The following is an 18,619-nucleotide window of genomic DNA, read 5'->3' on the forward strand; positions in this document are numbered from 1 at the left end:
AGGGGAAATGCGAGCGGGGAATCAGCCCTGCGCCTGCAGGAACAGCGAGAACAGTTCCGACTGCGACTTGATCCCCAGCTTGGCGTACATGTGCTTGCGGTGGACCTTCACCGTCTCGGCGGAAATAGCCAGCTTGCGGGCGATCTCCTTGCTGGAGCAGCCGCTGAGCATCAGGCGGCCGACTTCCAGCTCGCGGGCGGTGAGCGGGGTTTCCATCTGCTGCGCAGTGGACTCCAGGCGGTTCTGCCAGCGCGGCGGCGGGGGCGCTTCCTGGACTTCGCGCTCGAATGCCATGCGCTGGCGCATCAGGCCGGCGACCCAGGGTTGCACCAGGGCAAGCAGGGCGATCTGCTCCGGAGTGAAGCGGCCCTTGCTGCCCACCGAGCAGCAAAGGGTGCGTTCGCTGTCGAGCTGCACGTTGATCTGCACTTCGTCGGCGACCACGTTCAGGCTGAAGTAGCGCTGGAAGTAGTCGGTCTGCTCGAACATCTCCGGCGCCACGTCATCGAGGCGGAACAGTCCGCTGCCGGGCGCCTCGCGGCTGGCGATGTAGAAAGGATCGAGCAGGTAGAGGCCCTTGAGGTAGTCCTGGAACAGCGGATCGGGGCCGCCATCCTCGCCCGGGCATTCGGCGAAAACCTGGGGACGGCCGTCGCTGAAGAGCAGCACGACCCAGCTGTCGAAGGGTACATACTGGCCCAGCAGGCGCACCAGCGAGGTCCAGAAGTTCGGCTTGTCCAGCGCCTCGATCAGTTGCCCGACCGAGCGGTGCCAGGCGATATCCTGAAGGGAAAGGCTCATGACTCTACCCCCGATGGGTTACCACGCGGGCGTAATTACCCGGTGATGGCACGCCCGGCATACTCGGTGGATGCCTTGAGCCGGCGCGGTGCGCATTCTGACCCTTTTGCATCGTCTGGTCACTGGAAGACAAGAATCCGAGGAAGCCCCATGAAAGTAGAACTCGTCCAACTCGCCGGCCGTGATGGCGATGTGGCCTGGAACCTGGCCCGCACCCTGGAGGCCATCCACGCCTGCGCCGACGACACCCAGCTGGTGGTGTTCCCCGAGACCCAGCTGACCGGCTTCCCCACCGAGCAGAACATCGCCGCCATCGCCGAGCCGGTGGACGGCCCCAGCGTGCAGGCCGTCCAGCAGGCCGCGCGGGAGAAGAACATCAGCGTCGCCGTGGGCTTCGCCGAGGCCGCCGATGGCCGCTTCTACAACACCACGCTGCTGATCACCCCCGACGGCATCGCCCTGAAGTACCGCAAGACGCACCTGTGGGCGTCGGACCGCGGCATCTTCACCCCCGGCGATCGCTACGCCACCTGCCTGTGGAACGGCATCCGCGTCGGCATCGTGATCTGCTTCGACATCGAGTTCCCCGAGTCCGCCCGTGCGCTGGGCCAGCTTGGCGCCGAGCTGATCATCGTGACCAACGGCAACATGGACCCCTACGGCCCGACCCACCGCACCGCGATCATGGGCCGCGCCATGGAAAACCAGGCCTACGCGGTGATGGTCAACCGCGTTGGCGCAGGCGATGACGACCTGGTGTTTGCTGGCGGCAGCGCTGTGGTCGACCCCTACGGCCAACTGATCGTCGAAGCAGGCCGCGAAGAGTGCCGGCAGATCGTCGAACTGGACTTCGAGCGCCTGGCGCAGTCGCGCCGCGACTACAGCTACCTGGCCGAGCGCCGCTTCGAGCTGCCCGGCGAGATGCGCGAGCACGCAAGCGGTCTGCGCGAGCTGATCATTCCCGCCTGAGTTTCCTATCCGGCCCACTGCAACCGGGCCGGGGCGCAGGGCCGCGCCGCCACAGCGTTATTCCACATTCGACGGGCGACCAGAGCGCCCGCGAGGCCTGCGGGTGAGCGCAGGCCAGCACTTTGCACTGCCATAACAAACACAACGCGGAGTAAGCAGTAATGGCTCGACTGAAACGAACCCTGTCGCTGGGTTCGGTGGTGCTGTTCGGCATCGCCTACATGACCCCGATCATCGTCCTCGGCACCTTCGGCATTCTCGCCGACGTCACCCGCGGCGTAGTCCCCTCGGCCTACCTCGTCGCATCCGTTGCAATGCTGTTCACCGCGCTGAGCTATGGGCGCATGGCGGCTGCCTTCCCGGTGGCCGGTTCCGCCTACACCTACGTGCGCAAGTCGATCAGCCCGAAACTCGGCTTCCTCGCCGGCTGGGCGGTGCTGCTGGATTACCTGTTCCTGCCCATGGCCATCTGGCTGATCGGCGCCGCCTACCTGCATTCCGCGTTCCCAGCTGTGCCCCAGGCCCTGTGGGTGCTGGCGTTCATCGGCGTGACCACCGCGATCAACGTGGTCGGCCTGCGCCTGGCGAAGAACATCAACGGCGTGCTGATGCTGGTGCAGTTCCTCGTGCTGATCGCCTTCGTCGGCCTGGCCATCCACTACATCACCGGTGATGGCAGCCGCCCGCTGTGGACCCTGGAACCCTTCCTCAAGGAAGGCACCCAGCTGCCGCTGATCATGGGCGGCGCGGCTATTGCCTGTTACTCCTTCCTGGGCTTCGACGCGGTCAGTACCCTGACCGAAGAAACCCACGAGCCGCGCAAGACCATTCCGCGCGCCATCCTGCTGATCACCCTGATCGGTGGCGGCATCTTCATCGCCGCCAGCTACTTCGTACAGCTGGCGCACCCGTCGGTGGAATTCCAGAACGCCGATTCGGCGGCCTACGAAATTGCCCGCAACATCGGCGGCGACCTGTTCGTCAGCTTCTTCCTGATCGGCCTGATCGTCGGCCAGTTCACCTCCGGCCTGTCGGCCCAGGCCAGCGCCTCGCGCCTGCTGTTCGCCATGGGGCGCGACGGAGTGCTGCCGCGCCCGTTCTTCGGTCGCATCAGCAAGCGCTTCGAAACCCCGGTGAACAGCATCGTACTGTGCGGCGTGGTGGCCCTGCTGGCGCTGCACATGGACGTCACCACCTCCACCTCGTTCATCAACTTCGGCGCCTTCCTCGCCTTCAGCCTGGTGAACCTCTCGGTGATCTTCCACTACTACCTGAACGCCGAGCGCCGCGGCCTGCGCGAGCTGGTGCTGTTCCTGCTGTTCCCGCTGATCGGCCTGCTCGCCGACCTGTGGCTGATGTTCAGCCTCGACCACCTGGCCATCTGGCTCGGCGCCACCTGGCTGGTGCTCGGCGTGATCTACCTGGCGGTGATCACCAGCGGCTTCCGCCAGCAACCGCCGGAGATGCATTTCGAGGAGGCGTGAGCCCCGCGCGGGGCTATGCTGGGGACTCCGAGCCGTGATGCCCGAGGAGATCCCGCCATGCCCCGCCTCACCCTCTATCATTCGCCCCAGACACGCTCCAGCGGCACCCTGGTGCTGCTGGAAGAACTGGGCGCCGAGTACGACCTCGAACTGATCAACATGAAGGCCGGCGAGCAACGCAAGCCGGAATTCCTCGCGCTCAACCCGTTGGGCAAGGTCCCGGCGATCCGCCTCGGCGAGTCGCTGGTCACCGAGCAAGGCGCCATCTTCATCTACCTCGCCGACCTGTTCCCCCGGGCGAATCTCGCTCCTGCCCTCGACGACCCCTTGCGCGGCCCCTACCTGCGCTGGCTGGTGTTCTATGGCTCCAGCTTCGAACCGGCCATCGTCGACCGTGCCCTGAAGCGCGATGCCGCTCCGCAGGCCATGAGCCCCTACGGCGATTACGACAGCGTCATGCGCGCCCTCGCCGAACAGTTGGAAACCGGCCCATATCTGCTGGGCAGCCGCATGACCGCTGCCGACGTGCTGTGGGGCGCGGCCCTGCGCTGGACCATCGGCTTCGGCGTGGTGCCCAAGCTGCCGGTGTTCGAGCGCTATGTGGAGCTGGTGACCTCGCGCCCGGCCTTCAAGCGAGTGTGGGAACGGGATGTGCAGTGGGCGGAAGAACACACCCGCGTGGCGGAAGCGAAAGCGCCCTGATAGCAGGCAACGGACCGTTCCAGAGCCATAGAAGGGTTTCGGGCTGTCGTGGTGGCCCTGACGCTTTTTGCGGAATCGGTCTCAGGCCATGTGGGAAAGTTCTTTTTTTCGTGTGGCCATATTTTCCGTAGCAGGGTGCTGGTCAATGATTGCCCCAACGCCGCGTAACCCCATCACACGGCGTCGCTGGAACCATAAGAACCACAGGTGTTGATCGGTTATGTCCCCCGATGGCCCATCCGCAAGGATGGGCCTTTTTTCTTGGCTTCAGCGCCGCGCCAGGTGGCGCAGCAGCCCGAAGAAGGTCGCCACCCAGGCGGCCAGGGCGGCATAGGCAATGACCTGGATGACCGGCAGGAACACCTGCTGATGGACCAGCGGCAGAAAGCTGAACGAGGCGACGCAGAACATGCCCAGCGGGAACACCACCGACCAGTTCTGCAGGTCGTAATGGATGCCGACCCCATAGCGCACCCGGTGGGTGACGAAGACCAGTACGAGAAACGGAATCCACCAGCAGGCGAAAGCGCCGACGAAGACCGACAGCCCGAGGATGAAGGGTGCCAGGGACTGGATCAGCGCACTGTCGGCTCCGGCGGTCAGCAGGCGTGCGCCGGCCAGCGTGGAAATCGCCAGGGCGCCCATGTTGATCCAATAGGACGGCGACAGCTCACCGGCTTCCAGGTCGAGGAACAGCCAGCGATAGAGGATCTGCGACATGATCAGCACGTAAAGCATGATGCCGACCATGTAGGCCGCCACGCAGACGAAGAGGATCAGCTCCGGATCGGGAAATCGCGATGCCAGATAGCTGCCGAGCACGCAGACCGAGGCACTGGACACTGTGCATAGCAGCCAGGTGCCGTTCAGGCCCTGTTCCAGGGTGGGCTTGTGCTGGGTGAGGGTGACGCCAGCGAGCATTGCGTACATGCACAGCAGCCACAGCGGCCCGGCGAACAGCCACAGGGCATGGGCGATGGCGGGCTGGTTGGCGAGTACGATGAACTGCACGCCCAGCACGTTGGAGCCGGCCACCAGGGTGAGGAAACCCGGGCCGCGCGCGTGGTGGGTGAGGTCCTGCCACATCAGCCGCGGATAGCGCACCAGCCGGTACAGGCTGCACGACAGACACAGCGCGTACTGCAGGACGTTGAGCCAGAACAGGCCGAGCGCCACCGGCTGCAGGCCGACCAAGTGGCAGGCGAGGGAGACAATGCCGGTTGCCATGACCAGCGCGAAGTAGCTTGGCGGAAAGTCCTTGAGCACTGGACATTCTCCTGGGAGGAATCCTTCCCTATACCGCGATGCTCTCGCGGCGTTCCAGTTCTGGAATCCTGTCCCCGGGCGGGATTGGCGCTCTGCGACGGACGCCCGGTGTCAGGTCAATTCTTCGCCGCGCTGACGCCTTCAAGGGTGGCGAACGAAGTGTCCTTCGCAGTCAGCAGGAAATCTCGCATGAACGGCGCATCCAGCATGTCGGCGCGAATGGCGGCGAACAGGGTGCAGTACAGGCCTTTTTCCCCCAGGCGCTTGGCGGTCACGTAGCCTCGCGAACTGTACTCGTGCAGCGCCCAGTTGGGCAGGCTGCAGACGCCGCGTCCGGACGCCACCAACTGCATCATCATCACCGTCAGCTCCGAGGTACGCACCTGCGCCGGTTCGACGTCGGCGGGTTCGAGGAAGCGGGTGAAGATGTCCAGTCGATCGCGCTCGATGGGGTAGGTGATCAGCGTCAGGTTGGCCAGATCTTCCGGGACGATGAACGACTTGCCGGCCAGCGCATGGTGGTTGTCCACCGCCAGCAGAGCCTCGTAGGTGAACAGCGGCACGTAGGTGATGCCGGCGATGTCCACCGGGTCGGAAGTCACCACCAGGTCCAGGTCGCCGCGGGCCAGCGCCGGCAGCGGGGCGAAGGAGAAGCCGGAGGCGAGGTCCAGCTCCACTTCCGGCCAGGCGTCACGGAACTGGTCGATGGTCGGCATCAGCCACTGGAAGCAGCTGTGGCACTCGATGGCCATGTGCAGGCGGCCGGCGGTACCACCGGCCAGGCGCGCGAGATCGCGCTCGGCGCCGCGCAGTTGCGGCAGCACGGCGTCGGCCAGCTGCAGCAGGCGCAGGCCGGCGCTGGTGAAACGCACCGGCTTGGTCTTGCGGATGAACAGGGACAGGCCGAGGCGCTCCTCCAGTTCCTTGAACTGGTGGGACAGGGCGGACTGCGTCAGGTGCAGACGCTCGGCGGCCTCCACCAGGCTGTCGGCTTCGCGCAGGGCATGCAGGGTTTTCAGGTGACGGAGTTCAAGCATGGCGCGGCCTCGCCTCACTATGAGGAAATCTTGATGAAACGGCAGATCAATTGAACTGCTCTCATGATAAGCCGGTGACTGGCACTTCACCAGCACGCTTTCGCCAGCCCGCCTTACCGGGCTGGAGCCGCCGGCCGGGGGTCACCAGCTCAGGTAGAACATGCCCTTGGCCAGCAGCACGATCAGTACCACGTGGGCAAACACGCTGTAGTGGATGCGCCGGGAGCGCTGGCCGGTCATGCGCCCGACTCGGAAGGAATACATGGCGAAGAGGAAATGGCCCAGGACGCTGGTGGCCAGCAGCAACTTGAGACTGAGCAGGGTGGCGAAGGGCGATGCCAGCGGGGCGGCCAGCAGCGGTGCGTAACGCAGGTGCAGCATGCCCAGACCGCTGCCGAACAGGGTCAGGATCACCCAGGGCATCACCCGGCGCAGGCGACGGCCCAACGCACCCTCGACCATTTTCATCGCCCGTGCCGGGACATGGCGGTGGACGCTTTCCAGGATCAGCACTTCGAAGAACACCGTGCCGACGAACATGATCGCGGCGAACAGGTGCAGCACCAGCAGGATGGGGTAGGCCATGAGGAAACTTCCGAGCGGGGGTTTCCTATCTTCGCCAGTGCGAGGGGCGACCTCCCTTGATCCGGATCATGGGAAGGGCCGTCGGTGACCGCTCAGCGCCTTTCATCAAACTGTCACGGACCTGTGGCAGAGCGAGCGACGGAAATTCATCAGAATCGCGCTCAACTGGGGTTTTGCGTTCCGGATTTTCATTCATGCGAGCTTTCCTGCTGGCAGTCGCACTTTGCTGCGGCCTGTCCTCTCTTTCTTTTGCCGATCGGGCGGTTGCCGCCGATCGCTGCGATGCGCGGGTGCCGACCGAACTGGTCGACCTGGGTGACGTGCGTCTGGCCTACCAGAGCATCGGTCGTCCGCAGGACCCAACGCTGTTGCTGGTCATGGGCCTGGGTGGCCAGTTGATCCACTGGCCGGACGAAGTGGTCGAGGCGCTCTGCCAGCAGGGCTTTCGGGTGATCCGCTACGACAACCGCGATGTCGGCCTGTCTTCCTGGCGCGTTCCTACGCCCAGCGGCAACCTGACCTACGAAGTCATTCGCTATCGCCTCGGCCTGCCTGTGAGCGCGCCCTACAGCCTGACCGACATGGCCGGCGACGCGCTGCACCTGTTGGATGCGCTGCATGTCGAGCGTGCCCATGTGCTGGGCGCGAGCATGGGCGGGATGATCGCCCAGCACTTGGCCGATATGGCGCCCGACCGGGTGATCAGCCTGACACTGGTGATGACCAGTTCCGGTGCAGAAGGCCTGCCGGCGCCCAGCGAGTCATTGCTGCGCCTGCTCGCCCGGCGTGAAGCGGCCAGCCGCGAACAGGCCATCGAGCAGCAGGCCGACCTGCTGGCAGCCCTCGGCAGTCCGGAAGTGCGCGACGATCGCCAGCAGTTGCTGCAGCAGGCGGCGCGTTCCTACGATCGAGCGTTCAATCCTGAAGGCGTGCAACGGCAGATGCTGGCGATCCTCGCCGAGCCGAGCCGGGTGGAACTGCTCAACCGCCTGAACGTACCGACCCTGGTGGTCCACGGCACCGCCGACCCGCTACTGCCCGTGATGCACGGCGTACATGTGGCGGCGCACATCCGCGGTTCGGTACTCAAGCTGATCCCCGGCATGGCGCACCGCTTCCAGGAAGACTTCAAGGAGCCGCTGCTGGGCGCGGTGCTGCCTTACCTGCGCGAACATCAGGGCGGCGGGCACGTCGCACAACTCTGATCGCCTGCCTCAGGGTTCGCTGAACGGCAGTGGCGCCTCGGTTTCGCGCCGCACCGAGAACGCGTTGAGCGTCATGGCCACCAGCGCGTAGTAGCCGAAGATTCCCACCAGCTCCACCAGTCCGGCCTCACCGAAGCTGGCCGTGGCTTCTTCGTACAACGCCTGGTCGATGCGTCGGGTTTCGTACAGCGAGCGGCCCAGGCGATGGATCAGGCGTTCGTCTTCACGCTGGAAGTCCGGTGTCCGATTCTGCCGCAAGGCCTCGATCACTTCGTCGCTGAGGCCGGCCTGGCGCGCGATGGGTTCGTGGATCTGCCATTCCGCCTGGGATTGCCACCAGGCGGCGGTGACCAGGATCGCCAGTTCGCTCAGCCGCAGTTCCAGGCGTGTGCCGTAGCGGCAGAAGGCGCCGAGCTTCTGGGCGTTGTCCGCCAGTCCGGGACTGTGCACCCAGGCCAGGAACGGGCCGTCCAGATTGCCGCGCGGACCGCTGAGGATCTCCTGCAATACGCGGCGCTGTTCGTCGTCCATGTTGGCGTCGGACAGCGGGGTCAGGCGTGAGTCGATTTTCATGCGAGGTCCTTCAGAGGCTGCCGATGGCTTTGACGATGGCGCGCCGCAGCTTTTCAGTCAGTTCATCCAGCTGCGCTTCTTCGAGGATGAAGGGCGGGGCCAGCAGGATGTGGTCGCCGCGGCGGCCATCCAGCGTGCCGCCCATGGGGTAGCACATCAGACCTTCCTGCATGGCGGCCTTCTTGATCCGTGCGTGCAGTTTTGCTTCGGCGGGGAAGGGCGTCTTGCCGGCGCGCTCGGCCACCAGCTCCACTCCCTGGAACAGCCCGCGACCGCGAATGTCACCGATGTTGGGATGCTCGCCAAGGGCGCTGAGCAGGCGTTGCTGCAGCTGTTCGCCCAGCTCCCGTACGCGTGGCAGCAGGTTGCGCTGTTCGATGGTCTTCTGCACGGCCAGGGCAGCGGCGCAGGCGGTGGCATGGCCGATATAGGTGTGGCCGTGCTGGAAGAAGCCCGAGCCGTTGGCGATGGCGTCGTGGATACGCTGGCTGACCAGGGTGGCGCCAATGGGCTGGTAGCCGGCACCCAGGCCCTTGGCGATGGTGATCAGGTCGGCGCTGATGCCTTCCTGTTCGGCGGCGAACAGGCTGCCGGTACGGCCCATGCCGCACATCACTTCGTCGAGGATCAGCAGCACGCCATAGCGGTCGCAGATTTCCCGCACCCGTCTGAAGTAGCCCGGCACGGCGGTCACTGCGCCCAGCGTGGCGCCCACCACCGGCTCGGCGACGAAGGCCATGACCTTGTCCGGGCCGAGGTTGAGGATTTCCGTTTCCAGTTCCCGTGCCAGGCGTTCGCCGTAGGCTTCCGGCGTTTCGCCTTCGGCCTGGTCGCGATAGGCGTAGCAGGGGCTGACGTGGCTGACATCGATCAGCAGCGGCTGGAACTGCTGGCGTCGCCAGGCGTTGCCGCCGGCGGCCAGGGCGCCGAGGGTGTTGCCGTGGTAGCTCTGGCGGCGGGCGATCAGGTGCGTGCGCTGTGGCTGGCCGATCTCCACGAAGTACTGGCGGGCCAGCTTGAGCGCCGCCTCTACCGCTTCCGAACCGCCGGAAACGAAGTACACCGAGCGCATCCCGGCCGGGGCGCGGGCGATCAGGAAGTCGGCCAGTTCTTCCATTGGCTCGCTGGTGAAGAAGGAGGTATGGGCGTAGGCCAGGGTGCCGATCTGCCGGCGTACCGCTTCGATCACTTCGGCGTCGCTGTGCCCCAGGCAGGACACCGCAGCTCCGCCGCTGGCGTCGAGGTAGCGACGGCCCTCGCTGTCGATCAGGTAGGCGCCGTCGCCGCGAACGGCCGTGGGGTAGGACTGGATGAGGCTGCGGTGCAGGACGTGGCTCATGGTGACCTCCTGGGGTTTGCGCAAATATTAAATGCATTTTTGTTCTTGGCAAATTTTTCTTGCGAAGAATGGCGCTGCTCTGCATTTGGCTAATGCGCATCCTGCGGTGCTTTTCTTCGATTTTCCGGGTGCGTCAGACGAGGCGCGGGGTGTTTTGGGCTGGGAAAAATACTTGCAAATAAATTTATTGCATGTTTATTTTGCACAAAAGCACGCAAGTGCATGCAGCCCCTGACGGGGGTTAGCCGCTCAAAACAATAAAGTCCGGGCCCAGGCCCGTTGCATCGAACTGCCGCTAATGCGCGCCAGCCCCAGGGCATGGCGCATCCCGCCGTCCCGCAAGAGGAAGTCCTGCATGAAAAAGCTGCTGCAAGCCTCGTTCGCCGCTCTCTCCCTGTTCGCCGCCAGCCAGTCGATGGCTGCCGACAAGGAGCTGCTGATCGCCACCGATACCGCCTTCGTTCCCTTCGAGTTCAAACAGGGCGACAAATACGTCGGCTTCGACATCGATCTCTGGGCAGCCATCGCCAAGGAGATGGGCGTGAGCTACCAGCTCAAGCCGATGGACTTCAACGGCATCATCCCCGCGCTGCAGACCCGCAACGTCGACGCGGCCCTGGCCGGCATCACCATCAAGGAAGACCGCAAGCAGGTCATCGACTTCTCCGACGGCTACTACGACAGCGGCTTCCTGCTGATGGTCAAGGCCGATAACGACAGCATCAAGAGCTCTGCCGACATTGCCGGCAAGAGCCTGGCGGTGAAGAGCGGCACCTCCTCGGCGGACTACGCCAAGGCCAATCTGAAGGCCGGCGACCTGCGCCAGTTCCCCAACGTCGACAACGCCTACCTGGAGCTGCGCACCGGCCGCGTCGATGCCGCGATGCACGACACTCCCAACGTCCTCTACTACATCAAGACCGCCGGCGACGGGCAGGTGAAGGCCGTGGGCGAGCAGATGATGGCGCAGCAGTACGGCATCGGATTCCCCAAGGGCAGCGAGCTGCGTGAGCCGGTGAACGCGGCGCTGAAGAAGCTGCGTGAGGACGGCACCTATGCGCAGATCTACCGCAAGTGGTTCGGCACCGACCCGAAATAAGACGAGGTAGGCATCCATGCATTTTCAATGGTCCGCCATCTGGGACGCGTTGCCGGTGCTGCTCGAGGGCGCCCGGCTGACCCTGTGGATATCCATTCTCGGTCTGATCGGCGGCGCGGTGATCGGCCTGGTGGCCGGTGTCGGCCGCGCCTACGGCGGCTTCATCGGCAGTCGCGCGGCGCTGGTGTTCGTCGAGCTGATCCGTGGCACGCCGATCATGGTCCAGGTGATGTTCATCTACTTCGCCCTGCCGCTGATGATCCCGGTGCGCATCGATCCGTTCAGCGCAGCGGTGGTCACCATCATGATCAACTCCGGCGCCTACATCGCCGAGATCACCCGCGGTGCGCTGCTCTCGGTGAACAAGGGCTTCCGCGAGGCGGGGCTGGCGCTGGGGCTTTCCGGGCGCGACACGCTGCGCTACGTGATCGCTCCGCTGGCCTTCCGGCGGATGATCCCGGCGCTGGGCAACCAGTGGATCGTGAGCATCAAGGACACCTCGCTGTTCATCGTCATCGGCGTCGCCGAACTGACCCGCCAGGGCCAGGAGGTGATCGCCGGCAACTTCCGCGCGATGGAAATCTGGTCGGCGGTGGCGGTGATCTACCTGGTCATCACCCTGGTGTTGAGTTACGTGCTGCGGCGCATGGAATCGAGGCTGAAGATCCTATGATCGAGTTCAAGCAGGTCGCCAAGCACTTTGGCGAGACCAAGGTGCTCCACGACATCAACCTGAAGATCGGCAGCGGCGAGGTGGTGGTCATCATCGGCCCTTCCGGCTCCGGCAAATCGACGCTGCTGCGCTGCATCAACAAGCTCGAAGTGATCACCGACGGCCAGTTGTTCGTCGATGGCATGGAGGTCAACGACCCGAAGGTGGACGAGCGCCTGATCCGCCAGGAGGCGGGGATGGTGTTCCAGCAGTTCCACCTGTTCCCGCAGATGACCGCACTGGAAAACGTAGCCTTCGGGCCGATCCGCGTGCGCGGGGCGAAGAAGGCGGACGCCGAGGCGCTGGCGCGTACGCTGCTGGCGAAGGTGGGGCTCTCCGAGCGCGCCGGGCACTATCCGTCGGAGTTGTCCGGCGGCCAGCAGCAGCGCGTGGCCATCGCCCGCGCGCTGGCGGTGAAGCCCAAGCTGATGCTGTTCGACGAGCCCACCTCGGCGCTCGACCCCGAGCTGCGCCATGAAGTGCTGCAGGTGATGAAGGACCTGGCGGAGGAGGGCATGACCATGGTCATCGTCACCCACGAGATCGACTTCGCCCGCAAGGTCGCCTCGCGGCTGATCTTCATCGACCAGGGCCGCATCACCGAGGACGGCGACCCCGCCAGTCTGATCGGCAACCCCACCAGCCCGCGTCTGCGGGAGTTCCTGCAACATGTCGCCTGAGGTGCGCCGATGATCCTGCAACCCCTGAAACTGGGCGGCAGCCCGTATGACATCGGCCTGGGGCTGGGCCGCTTCGGCCGCGATGCGGTGCATCAGCGCCTTCGCCCGCTGCCACTGTGGCGGAGCCTCGCGGCCCTGGCCGGAGCGGGTGTGGCGAAAGCCATGCAGGCGCAGGTCGAGGCCGACTTCCCGCGTATCTGGGAGGAAATCCGCGGCCTGGCCGATGGGCTGGAACTGCCGGTCGAGGAAGTCTTCCTGTGGAATTGCCGCGGCGACTTCGTCAGCCCGCAGAGCGTGGATGGCTGCACCACGGTGTTCGGGCCGACCGCCGAGGGCTGGCTGATCGCCCACAACGAGGATGGCCTGCCCTCCCTCGAGGGTGCCTGCGGCCTGCTGCAGGCGGCGCCGGAGCAAGGCATGGCTTTCACCAGCTTCGTCTACCCCGGCTCCCTTCCCGGCCACACCTTCGCAGTGAATGCCGCCGGGCTGGTCAGTACGGTGAACAACATCCGCCCTGCCAACATCCCAACCGGCCTGCCGCGTCAGGTACTGGCCCGTGCGGTGCTGGATTGCGCCAGCCTGGATGAGGCGGTCGACGTGCTCTCCCGCGCAGGCCGCGCCGGTGCCTTCCACCATGCCCTCGGGCAGGTCGGTTCGGCTCATCTGCTGAGCGTCGAAGCCTGCTCGGCCGGCGTCGTTGTGCGCAAGGTGCGGCGTCCGGGCGGGCACTCCAATCATCTGCTGGATGCCGGGCTGGACGCCGCCGGCCAGCGCATCACCGGCAGTTCCGGCAGCCGCCAGCGTCGCGTCGACGGGTTGCTGGGGGAGGGGGGCGGTCTGCTCGACGAGGCCCGCGCGCTGGCGATCCTGCGCGATGGCGCTGATCCCGAGCTGCCGATCTACCGTCGCGCGGCGGACGACCCGGACGATGAGAACACCCTGGCCACCGCCGTGTTTCTCATCGGCGCGAACTCGGTAGAATGGCGCGTCTACTGCCAGCCGGACGTCCAGCACGTGGAAAGCGCCGGCAGTACCCGTCCTTCTTCCGCCAACGGACCTGCCCGATGACCCAAGCGCCCGCCGCACTGCCCGATAACCTGGGAGCCCTCAAGCAACTGCTGGAGGCTATCGAGCGCGGTGAGTCGGGCATCTCCCTGGGCGGCAGTTCGCGGCGGGTGCTGGCTGCCTTGATCGAGGCACCGCAGCGCACTGCGGTGTCCTCCATCAGCGAGCTGGCGGAGCAGCTCGGGGTGAACGCCTCGACCTTGTCGCGCCTGGCCCAGCGCCTGGGCTACGGCGGTTTCAGCAAGTTCCAGGACCTGTTCCGCCGCGAGCTGACCGAGGGCAAGAATTTCTACAGCGACCAGGCCTCGCGCCTGCTGCTGACTCCCGCCGACACCACGTTGTCGCGCCTGACCCGCCTGGGCCGGCAGGAAAGCACCAACATCGCCAGCCTGATCGAGCAGGTCGAGCCGGAAGTGTTCTCCCGCGTGGTGGAGCTTCTCGCCAGCGCGCGCCGTGTGCGAATCCATGGCATGCGCCAGTTCACTTCGCTGGCACTGTTCATGTCCTATGGCCTGGGCATGCTGCGCCAGGACGTGGCAGCGCTGGATGCCAGCCGCCAGGGCGTGGCCGATGCGTTGGCGCAACTGGATGCCGGCGATGTGCTGGTGGTCGCCAGCTGCTTCCCCTACACGCCCAGCGTGCTGGCCACGGCGGAAGTCGCCGCGCGCCATGGCATCGAGGTCGTGGCCCTGACCGACTCCTCCAGCTCGCCATTGGCGAAGGTGGCGCGGCACAGCTTCTATGTGCCCAACCACAGCCTGTTCTACAGCAACAGCATGTGCGCCTTCATGCTGCTGGCGCAGGGCTTGTTGAGCGAGGTGGCGGGGCGATTGGGCGAAAGCGCGCTGGAGTCACTGCGCCAGCGCGAAGAACTGATCAGCGAGCTGAACGCGTCGCTCTGAGGCGACGCTGCCTCAGGCGACCTGGGTTCTGGGCTCCAGCGGGCTTTCGCTGCTGAGGAACTGCTCCAGGCGCTCGCGCTGCCGGGCATTGAGGAACAGGCCGAGCTTGGTACGGCGCCAGAGGATGTCATCGGCGTCGCGCGCCCACTCCTCGTGGACCAGGTATTCCACTTCCCGCGCATAGAGCCCGGCGCCCAGGTGTTCGCCCAGTTCGCTGAGGTTGTGCGCGCCGTCCAGCAGTTTCCAGATGCGGCTGCCGTAAGTGCTGGCCCAGCGCCGGGCGAGGGCCGGGTCGAGCTGGCGCAGGCGGTCCATGAGCTGGATCGCCAGGTCGTCCACGCAGGTCATGGCTTCACCGCCGGGGAGCGGGGCGCTGGCGGTCCAGCTGGCTTTCATCACGCCGGCGAAGTGCGGCGCCAGCTGTTCCAGCGCAGCCTCGGCGAGTTTGCGGTAGGTGGTCAGCTTGCCGCCGAACACCGACAGCAGCGGCGCTTCGCCGGGGGTATTGTCCAGCGCCAGGGTGTAGTCGCGGGTCACGGCCGAAGGGTCGTCGGACTCGTCGTCGCACAGCGGGCGCACGCCGGAGAAGCTGCGCAGGATGTCCTGGCGGCCCAGCTGGTGCTTGAAGTGCGCATTGACCACGTTGAGCAGGTAGTCGGTCTCTTCTTCGCTGATGCTGATCTTCGCCGGGTCGCCCTGGTATTCGCGGTCGGTGGTGCCGATCAGGGTGAACTGGCGCAGGTAGGGGATGGCGAAGACGATGCGCCGGTCCTCGTTCTGCAGGATGTACGCGTGCTCGCCTTCGTATAGGCGCGGCACGATCAGGTGGCTGCCCTGGATCAGACGGATGCCGTAGGGCGGTTTCTGGCGCAGTTCCTCGCGCAGGAAGCGGTCGACCCAGGGGCCGGCGGCGTTGACCAGCGCGCGGGCGCGCACCGAGTACAGGCTGCCATCGGCGCGCTCCAGATGCAGGTGCCACAGACCCTTGCTGCGCCGGGCGCTGACGCAGCGGGTGCGCGGGTGCACATGGGCGCCGTTCTCGCGGGCGGCCATGGCGTTGAGCACCACCAGGCGGGCGTCGTCCACCGAGCAGTCGGAGTATTCGAAGCCGCGGATGATCTCGGCCTTCAGCGGGCTGTCGTGGCCGAAGCGCACACCCCGGGAAGCCGGCAGCTTCTCGCGCTTGCCCAGGTGATCGTAGAGAAACAGGCCGGCGCGGATCATCCAGGCCGGGCGCAGGTGGGGGCGGTGCGGCAGTACGAAGCGCAGCGGGTGGACGATGTGCGGAGCCTTGGCCAGCAGCACTTCGCGCTCGGCGAGGGCTTCGCGGACCAGGCGGAATTCGTAGTGCTCCAGGTAGCGCAGGCCGCCGTGGACCAGCTTGCTGCTGGCGGAGGAGGTGTGGGCGGCGAGGTCGTGCTGTTCGCAAAGGAACACCGACAGCCCGCGCCCGGCAGCGTCCGCCGCGATCCCCGCGCCATTGATGCCGCCACCGACGACTGCCAGGTCATAGACTTCGGCCAGGGGCGCGTGGCGCTTGCTGGTTGGGTTCATGGGGGCCGCCTTGGGGATTGAAAGTGAATCTTTTGATGTTCGTTTTCGAAAATATCCTAGTTCAATGAATGAAATATGACCAGCCTTGAGCGCGAATTCGCGCAGACATTCGTCTGAATGTTCGAAAGTGAAGGAGTCGGGCGCGACTCAGACCAGTTCGAGCTGGACCTTGTGCTGGTGCATCAGGCGCGCCACGGCGGTGGGCGGCGGGCAGTCGGTGAACACCCGGCTGACCAGGGAGATCGGCCCCAGGCGCACTACGGCGTTGCGCCCGAACTTGCTGGAGTCGGCGGCGAGGAACACCTGCCGGGCGTTGTCGATGATGGCGCGGGAGACGCGCACTTCCTGGTAGTCGAAGTCCAGCAGGCTGCCGTCCTCGTCGATGCCGCTGATGCCGACCACGGCGAAGTCGACGCGGAACTGCTCGATGAAGTCCACTGCCGCCTGCCCGACCACGCCGCCGTCGCCGCGCACGGTGCCGCCGGCGATCAGCACTTCGAAGTCGTCCTTGCCGGCGAGGATGCTGGCGACGTGCAGGTTGTTGGTGATGACCTTGAGGTTCTTGTGGCCGAGCAGGGCGCGGGCGATGGCCTCGGTGGTGGTGCCGATGTTGATGAACAGCGAAGCGTTGTCCGGGATGTGCGCGGCGATGGCCTCGGCGATGCGCTGCTTCTCGTCGCGCATCTGGTCGGCGCGGGTGTTGTAGGCGGTGTTCTCGATGCTCGAGTCCCAGGCCGCGCCGCCGTGGTAGCGGCGCAGCAGGTTCTGCTCGGCGAGCTGGTTGATGTCGCGGCGGATGGTCTGCGGCGTCACGGCGAACTGCTGGGCGAGTTCCTCGATGCTCAGGTAGCCGCGCTCGCGGACCAGGTCGAGGATGCTTTGCTGTCGGGGTGGCAGGTTCATGCGCTGTGCTCGTGCGGACGGGCCGGGAGGGCAAGGATGCCGCAGCGCGGCCTCTCTGTCATGCAATGCACCGCCTGTAGGAGCGGGCCATGCGTGCGATCGCGGGCATGGCCCGCTCCTACAGGTTCGTGCGGTCAGTCTTCGGCTGCCCAGCCGCGGGTGCGCTCCACGGCTTTCTTCCACCCGGCATACAAGCGAGTGCGCTCTGCCTCGTCACAGGCCGGCTGGAACACCCGCTCGATCACCGCCTTGTTCTTCAGCTCCGCCAGGCTGCCCCAGAAACCGCAGGCCAGCCCCGCCAGCACCGCGGCGCCGAGGGCGGTGGTTTCGCGCATCTGTGGGCGTTCCACCGGGGTGCCGAGAATGTCGGCCTGGAACTGCATGAGGAAATTGTTGGCCACCGCACCGCCGTCCACACGCAGGGCGCGCAGCGGCTCGCCGGCGTCCTGCTGCATGGCGTCGAGCACGTCGCGGGTCTGGTAGGCGATGGATTCCAGGGTGGCGCGGATCAGGTGGTCGGCCTTCACCCCACGGGTCAGGCCGAACAGCGCGCCACGGGCGTACGGGTCCCAGTAGGGCGCGCCGAGGCCGGTGAAGGCGGGGACCAGGTAGACGCCATTGCTGTCCTTCACCTTGGTGGCGAAGTACTCGGAGTCGTGGGCGTCGTTGATCACCTTCAGTTCGTCGCGCAGCCACTGCACGGTGGAGCCGCCGTTGAACACCGCGCCTTCCAGCGCATAGGCCACTTCGCCGCTCGGGCCGCAGGCGATGGTGGTGAGCAGGCCGTGGGTGGATTTCACCGCCTTGTCTCCGGTGTTCATCAGCAGGAAGCAGCCGGTGCCGTAGGTGTTCTTCGCCTGGCCCGGCTCCACGCACATCTGGCCGAACAGCGCGGCCTGCTGGTCGCCGGCGATCCCGGCAATCGGCGTGCGGTGCACGCCGAGGCCGCCGACCTTGGCGTGGCCATACACCTCGGAGGACGGGCGCACCTGCGGCAGCATCGCGCGCGGTACGCCCAGCGCGGCGAGCAGGCGTTCGTCCCAGTCGCGCTTGTGGATATCGAACATCAGGGTGCGCGAGGCGTTGGTGTAGTCGGTGACGTGCACCTCGCCTTCGGTGAGCTTCCAGATCAGCCAGCTGTCGACCGTGCCGAACAGCAACTCGCCGCTTTGCGCGCGTTCACGGGCGCCTTCGACGTTGTCGAGGATCCACTTGAGCTTGGTGCCGGAGAAGTAGGGATCGATGACCAGCCCGGTGGTGTCGCGGATGTGCTGTTCCAGGCCGTCGCGCTTGAGCTGCTCGCAGATCGCCGCGCTGCGCCGGCACTGCCAGACGATGGCGTTGTGGATCGGCCGGCCGGTGCTCTTGTCCCACACCAGGGTGGTTTCGCGCTGGTTGGTGATGCCGATGGCGGCCACTTCGGCGACGCTGATGCTGGCCTGGGCGAGGGCTTCCACCAGGGTCGAACTCTGGGTCGCCCAGATTTCCATCGGGTCGTGTTCGACCCAGCCCGGCTGCGGGTAGATCTGCGCGAACTCGCGCTGGGCCGTGCTGACCACGTTGGCGTCGTGGTCGAAGATGATGGCGCGCGAGCTGGTGGTGCCCTGGTCGAGGGCGACGACGTATTTCTTGTTCGTAAGGTCGGTCATGGCAGCGGCCTTGTGCGGATTCCGTTCGGCAACCCCGGCGGCAGGGCCGGGTAGGGATTGGCGGTGAACATACGGGATTCATCCCCGTCGGTGA

The 18,619-nt window shown here is 65.8% G+C and carries 18 protein-coding genes; 9 read left to right on the plus strand and 9 right to left on the minus strand.

Going from position 1 to position 18,619, the window contains the following annotated elements; genetic code table 11:
- Positions 1-21: 21 nt before the first annotated feature.
- A complete protein-coding gene (locus IB261_RS06965; protein ID WP_081517684.1) occupies positions 22-801 on the minus strand; it encodes a helix-turn-helix transcriptional regulator in 780 nt (259 codons plus the stop codon).
- A gap of 150 nt (positions 802-951) precedes the next feature.
- Between IB261_RS06965 and IB261_RS06970 the strand changes: the two genes are divergently transcribed.
- The 3 genes from IB261_RS06970 (at position 952) to IB261_RS06980 (ending at position 3,956) form a co-directional block, all read left to right on the plus strand.
- Complete coding sequence (locus IB261_RS06970) at positions 952-1,770, plus strand: carbon-nitrogen hydrolase family protein (protein ID WP_081517685.1); 819 nt, start codon at positions 952-954, stop codon at positions 1,768-1,770.
- A 161-nt stretch (positions 1,771-1,931) separates the two neighbouring features.
- Complete coding sequence (locus IB261_RS06975; RefSeq protein WP_081517686.1) at positions 1,932-3,254, plus strand: APC family permease; 1,323 nt, start codon at positions 1,932-1,934, stop codon at positions 3,252-3,254.
- A gap of 57 nt (positions 3,255-3,311) precedes the next feature.
- Positions 3,312-3,956 carry a glutathione S-transferase family protein gene (locus IB261_RS06980; protein ID WP_081517687.1) on the plus strand — a complete coding sequence of 215 codons (645 nt, stop codon included), beginning with the start codon at positions 3,312-3,314 and terminating at the stop codon, positions 3,954-3,956.
- A gap of 267 nt (positions 3,957-4,223) precedes the next feature.
- Here the strand turns inward: IB261_RS06980 and IB261_RS06985 are convergent, their stop codons facing one another.
- The 3 genes from IB261_RS06985 to IB261_RS06995 all read right to left on the minus strand — a co-directional run bounded on the left by IB261_RS06985 (position 4,224) and on the right by IB261_RS06995 (position 6,844).
- Complete coding sequence (locus tag IB261_RS06985; protein WP_151186165.1) at positions 4,224-5,222, minus strand: tellurite resistance/C4-dicarboxylate transporter family protein; 999 nt, start codon at positions 5,220-5,222, stop codon at positions 4,224-4,226.
- A 116-nt stretch (positions 5,223-5,338) separates the two neighbouring features.
- Complete coding sequence (metR, locus tag IB261_RS06990; protein WP_081517689.1) at positions 5,339-6,259, minus strand: transcriptional regulator MetR; 921 nt, start codon at positions 6,257-6,259, stop codon at positions 5,339-5,341.
- Positions 6,260-6,400: 141 nt separating this feature from the next.
- Positions 6,401-6,844, minus strand: a complete 444-nt coding sequence (locus IB261_RS06995; protein WP_081517690.1) for a CopD family copper resistance protein — start codon at positions 6,842-6,844, stop codon at positions 6,401-6,403.
- A gap of 194 nt (positions 6,845-7,038) precedes the next feature.
- Here IB261_RS06995 and IB261_RS07000 point away from each other — a divergent pair, with 194 nt between their 5' ends.
- Entirely contained in the window at positions 7,039-8,049 is a 1,011-nt protein-coding gene (locus IB261_RS07000; RefSeq protein WP_151186167.1) for an alpha/beta fold hydrolase, read from the plus strand.
- Positions 8,050-8,058: 9 nt separating this feature from the next.
- Here the strand turns inward: IB261_RS07000 and IB261_RS07005 are convergent, their stop codons facing one another.
- Positions 8,059-8,622, minus strand: coding sequence for a carboxymuconolactone decarboxylase family protein (locus IB261_RS07005; protein WP_081517692.1), 564 nt, complete (start codon positions 8,620-8,622; stop codon positions 8,059-8,061).
- A 10-nt stretch (positions 8,623-8,632) separates the two neighbouring features.
- Positions 8,633-9,961 carry an aspartate aminotransferase family protein gene (locus tag IB261_RS07010; RefSeq protein WP_192381749.1) on the minus strand — a complete coding sequence of 443 codons (1,329 nt, stop codon included), beginning with the start codon at positions 9,959-9,961 and terminating at the stop codon, positions 8,633-8,635.
- A 355-nt stretch (positions 9,962-10,316) separates the two neighbouring features.
- On the opposite strand from IB261_RS07010, the gene glnH reads away from it, so the two are divergent.
- The 5 genes from glnH to IB261_RS07035 are packed head-to-tail and all read left to right on the plus strand — an operon-like array spanning position 10,317 to position 14,419.
- On the plus strand, positions 10,317-11,060 hold the full coding sequence (gene glnH / locus IB261_RS07015; protein ID WP_151186169.1) for a glutamine ABC transporter substrate-binding protein GlnH: 744 nt from the start codon (positions 10,317-10,319) through the stop codon (positions 11,058-11,060).
- A 16-nt stretch (positions 11,061-11,076) separates the two neighbouring features.
- Positions 11,077-11,733 carry a glutamine ABC transporter permease GlnP gene (gene glnP / locus IB261_RS07020; protein WP_081517695.1) on the plus strand — a complete coding sequence of 219 codons (657 nt, stop codon included), beginning with the start codon at positions 11,077-11,079 and terminating at the stop codon, positions 11,731-11,733.
- Positions 11,730-12,452: a glutamine ABC transporter ATP-binding protein GlnQ gene (gene glnQ / locus IB261_RS07025; RefSeq protein WP_081517696.1), complete on the plus strand. Its 723-nt coding sequence runs from the start codon at positions 11,730-11,732 to the stop codon at positions 12,450-12,452. The genes glnP and glnQ overlap by 4 nt, the downstream gene beginning before the upstream one ends.
- A 9-nt stretch (positions 12,453-12,461) precedes the next feature.
- On the plus strand, positions 12,462-13,520 hold the full coding sequence (locus IB261_RS07030; RefSeq protein ID WP_177429482.1) for a C45 family autoproteolytic acyltransferase/hydrolase: 1,059 nt from the start codon (positions 12,462-12,464) through the stop codon (positions 13,518-13,520).
- Positions 13,517-14,419 (plus strand): MurR/RpiR family transcriptional regulator, encoded by a 903-nt coding sequence (locus tag IB261_RS07035; protein ID WP_081517697.1) that lies wholly within the window; start codon positions 13,517-13,519, stop codon positions 14,417-14,419. The genes IB261_RS07030 and IB261_RS07035 overlap by 4 nt, the downstream gene beginning before the upstream one ends.
- A gap of 12 nt (positions 14,420-14,431) precedes the next feature.
- Here IB261_RS07035 and glpD read toward each other — a convergent pair whose 3' ends face one another.
- The 3 genes from glpD to glpK all read right to left on the minus strand — a co-directional run bounded on the left by glpD (position 14,432) and on the right by glpK (position 18,525).
- On the minus strand, positions 14,432-15,973 hold the full coding sequence (gene glpD, locus IB261_RS07040) for a glycerol-3-phosphate dehydrogenase (protein ID WP_192381751.1): 1,542 nt from the start codon (positions 15,971-15,973) through the stop codon (positions 14,432-14,434).
- A 147-nt stretch (positions 15,974-16,120) separates the two neighbouring features.
- Positions 16,121-16,876 carry a DeoR/GlpR family transcriptional regulator gene (locus tag IB261_RS07045; protein ID WP_081517699.1) on the minus strand — a complete coding sequence of 252 codons (756 nt, stop codon included), beginning with the start codon at positions 16,874-16,876 and terminating at the stop codon, positions 16,121-16,123.
- Positions 16,877-17,010: 134 nt separating this feature from the next.
- Entirely contained in the window at positions 17,011-18,525 is a 1,515-nt protein-coding gene (glpK, locus tag IB261_RS07050; protein ID WP_192381753.1) for a glycerol kinase GlpK, read from the minus strand.
- Between the last annotated feature and the right edge of the window lie 94 nt (positions 18,526-18,619).

Source organism: Pseudomonas sp. PDM20, assembly GCF_014852575.3.
Taxonomy (GTDB): domain Bacteria; phylum Pseudomonadota; class Gammaproteobacteria; order Pseudomonadales; family Pseudomonadaceae; genus Pseudomonas.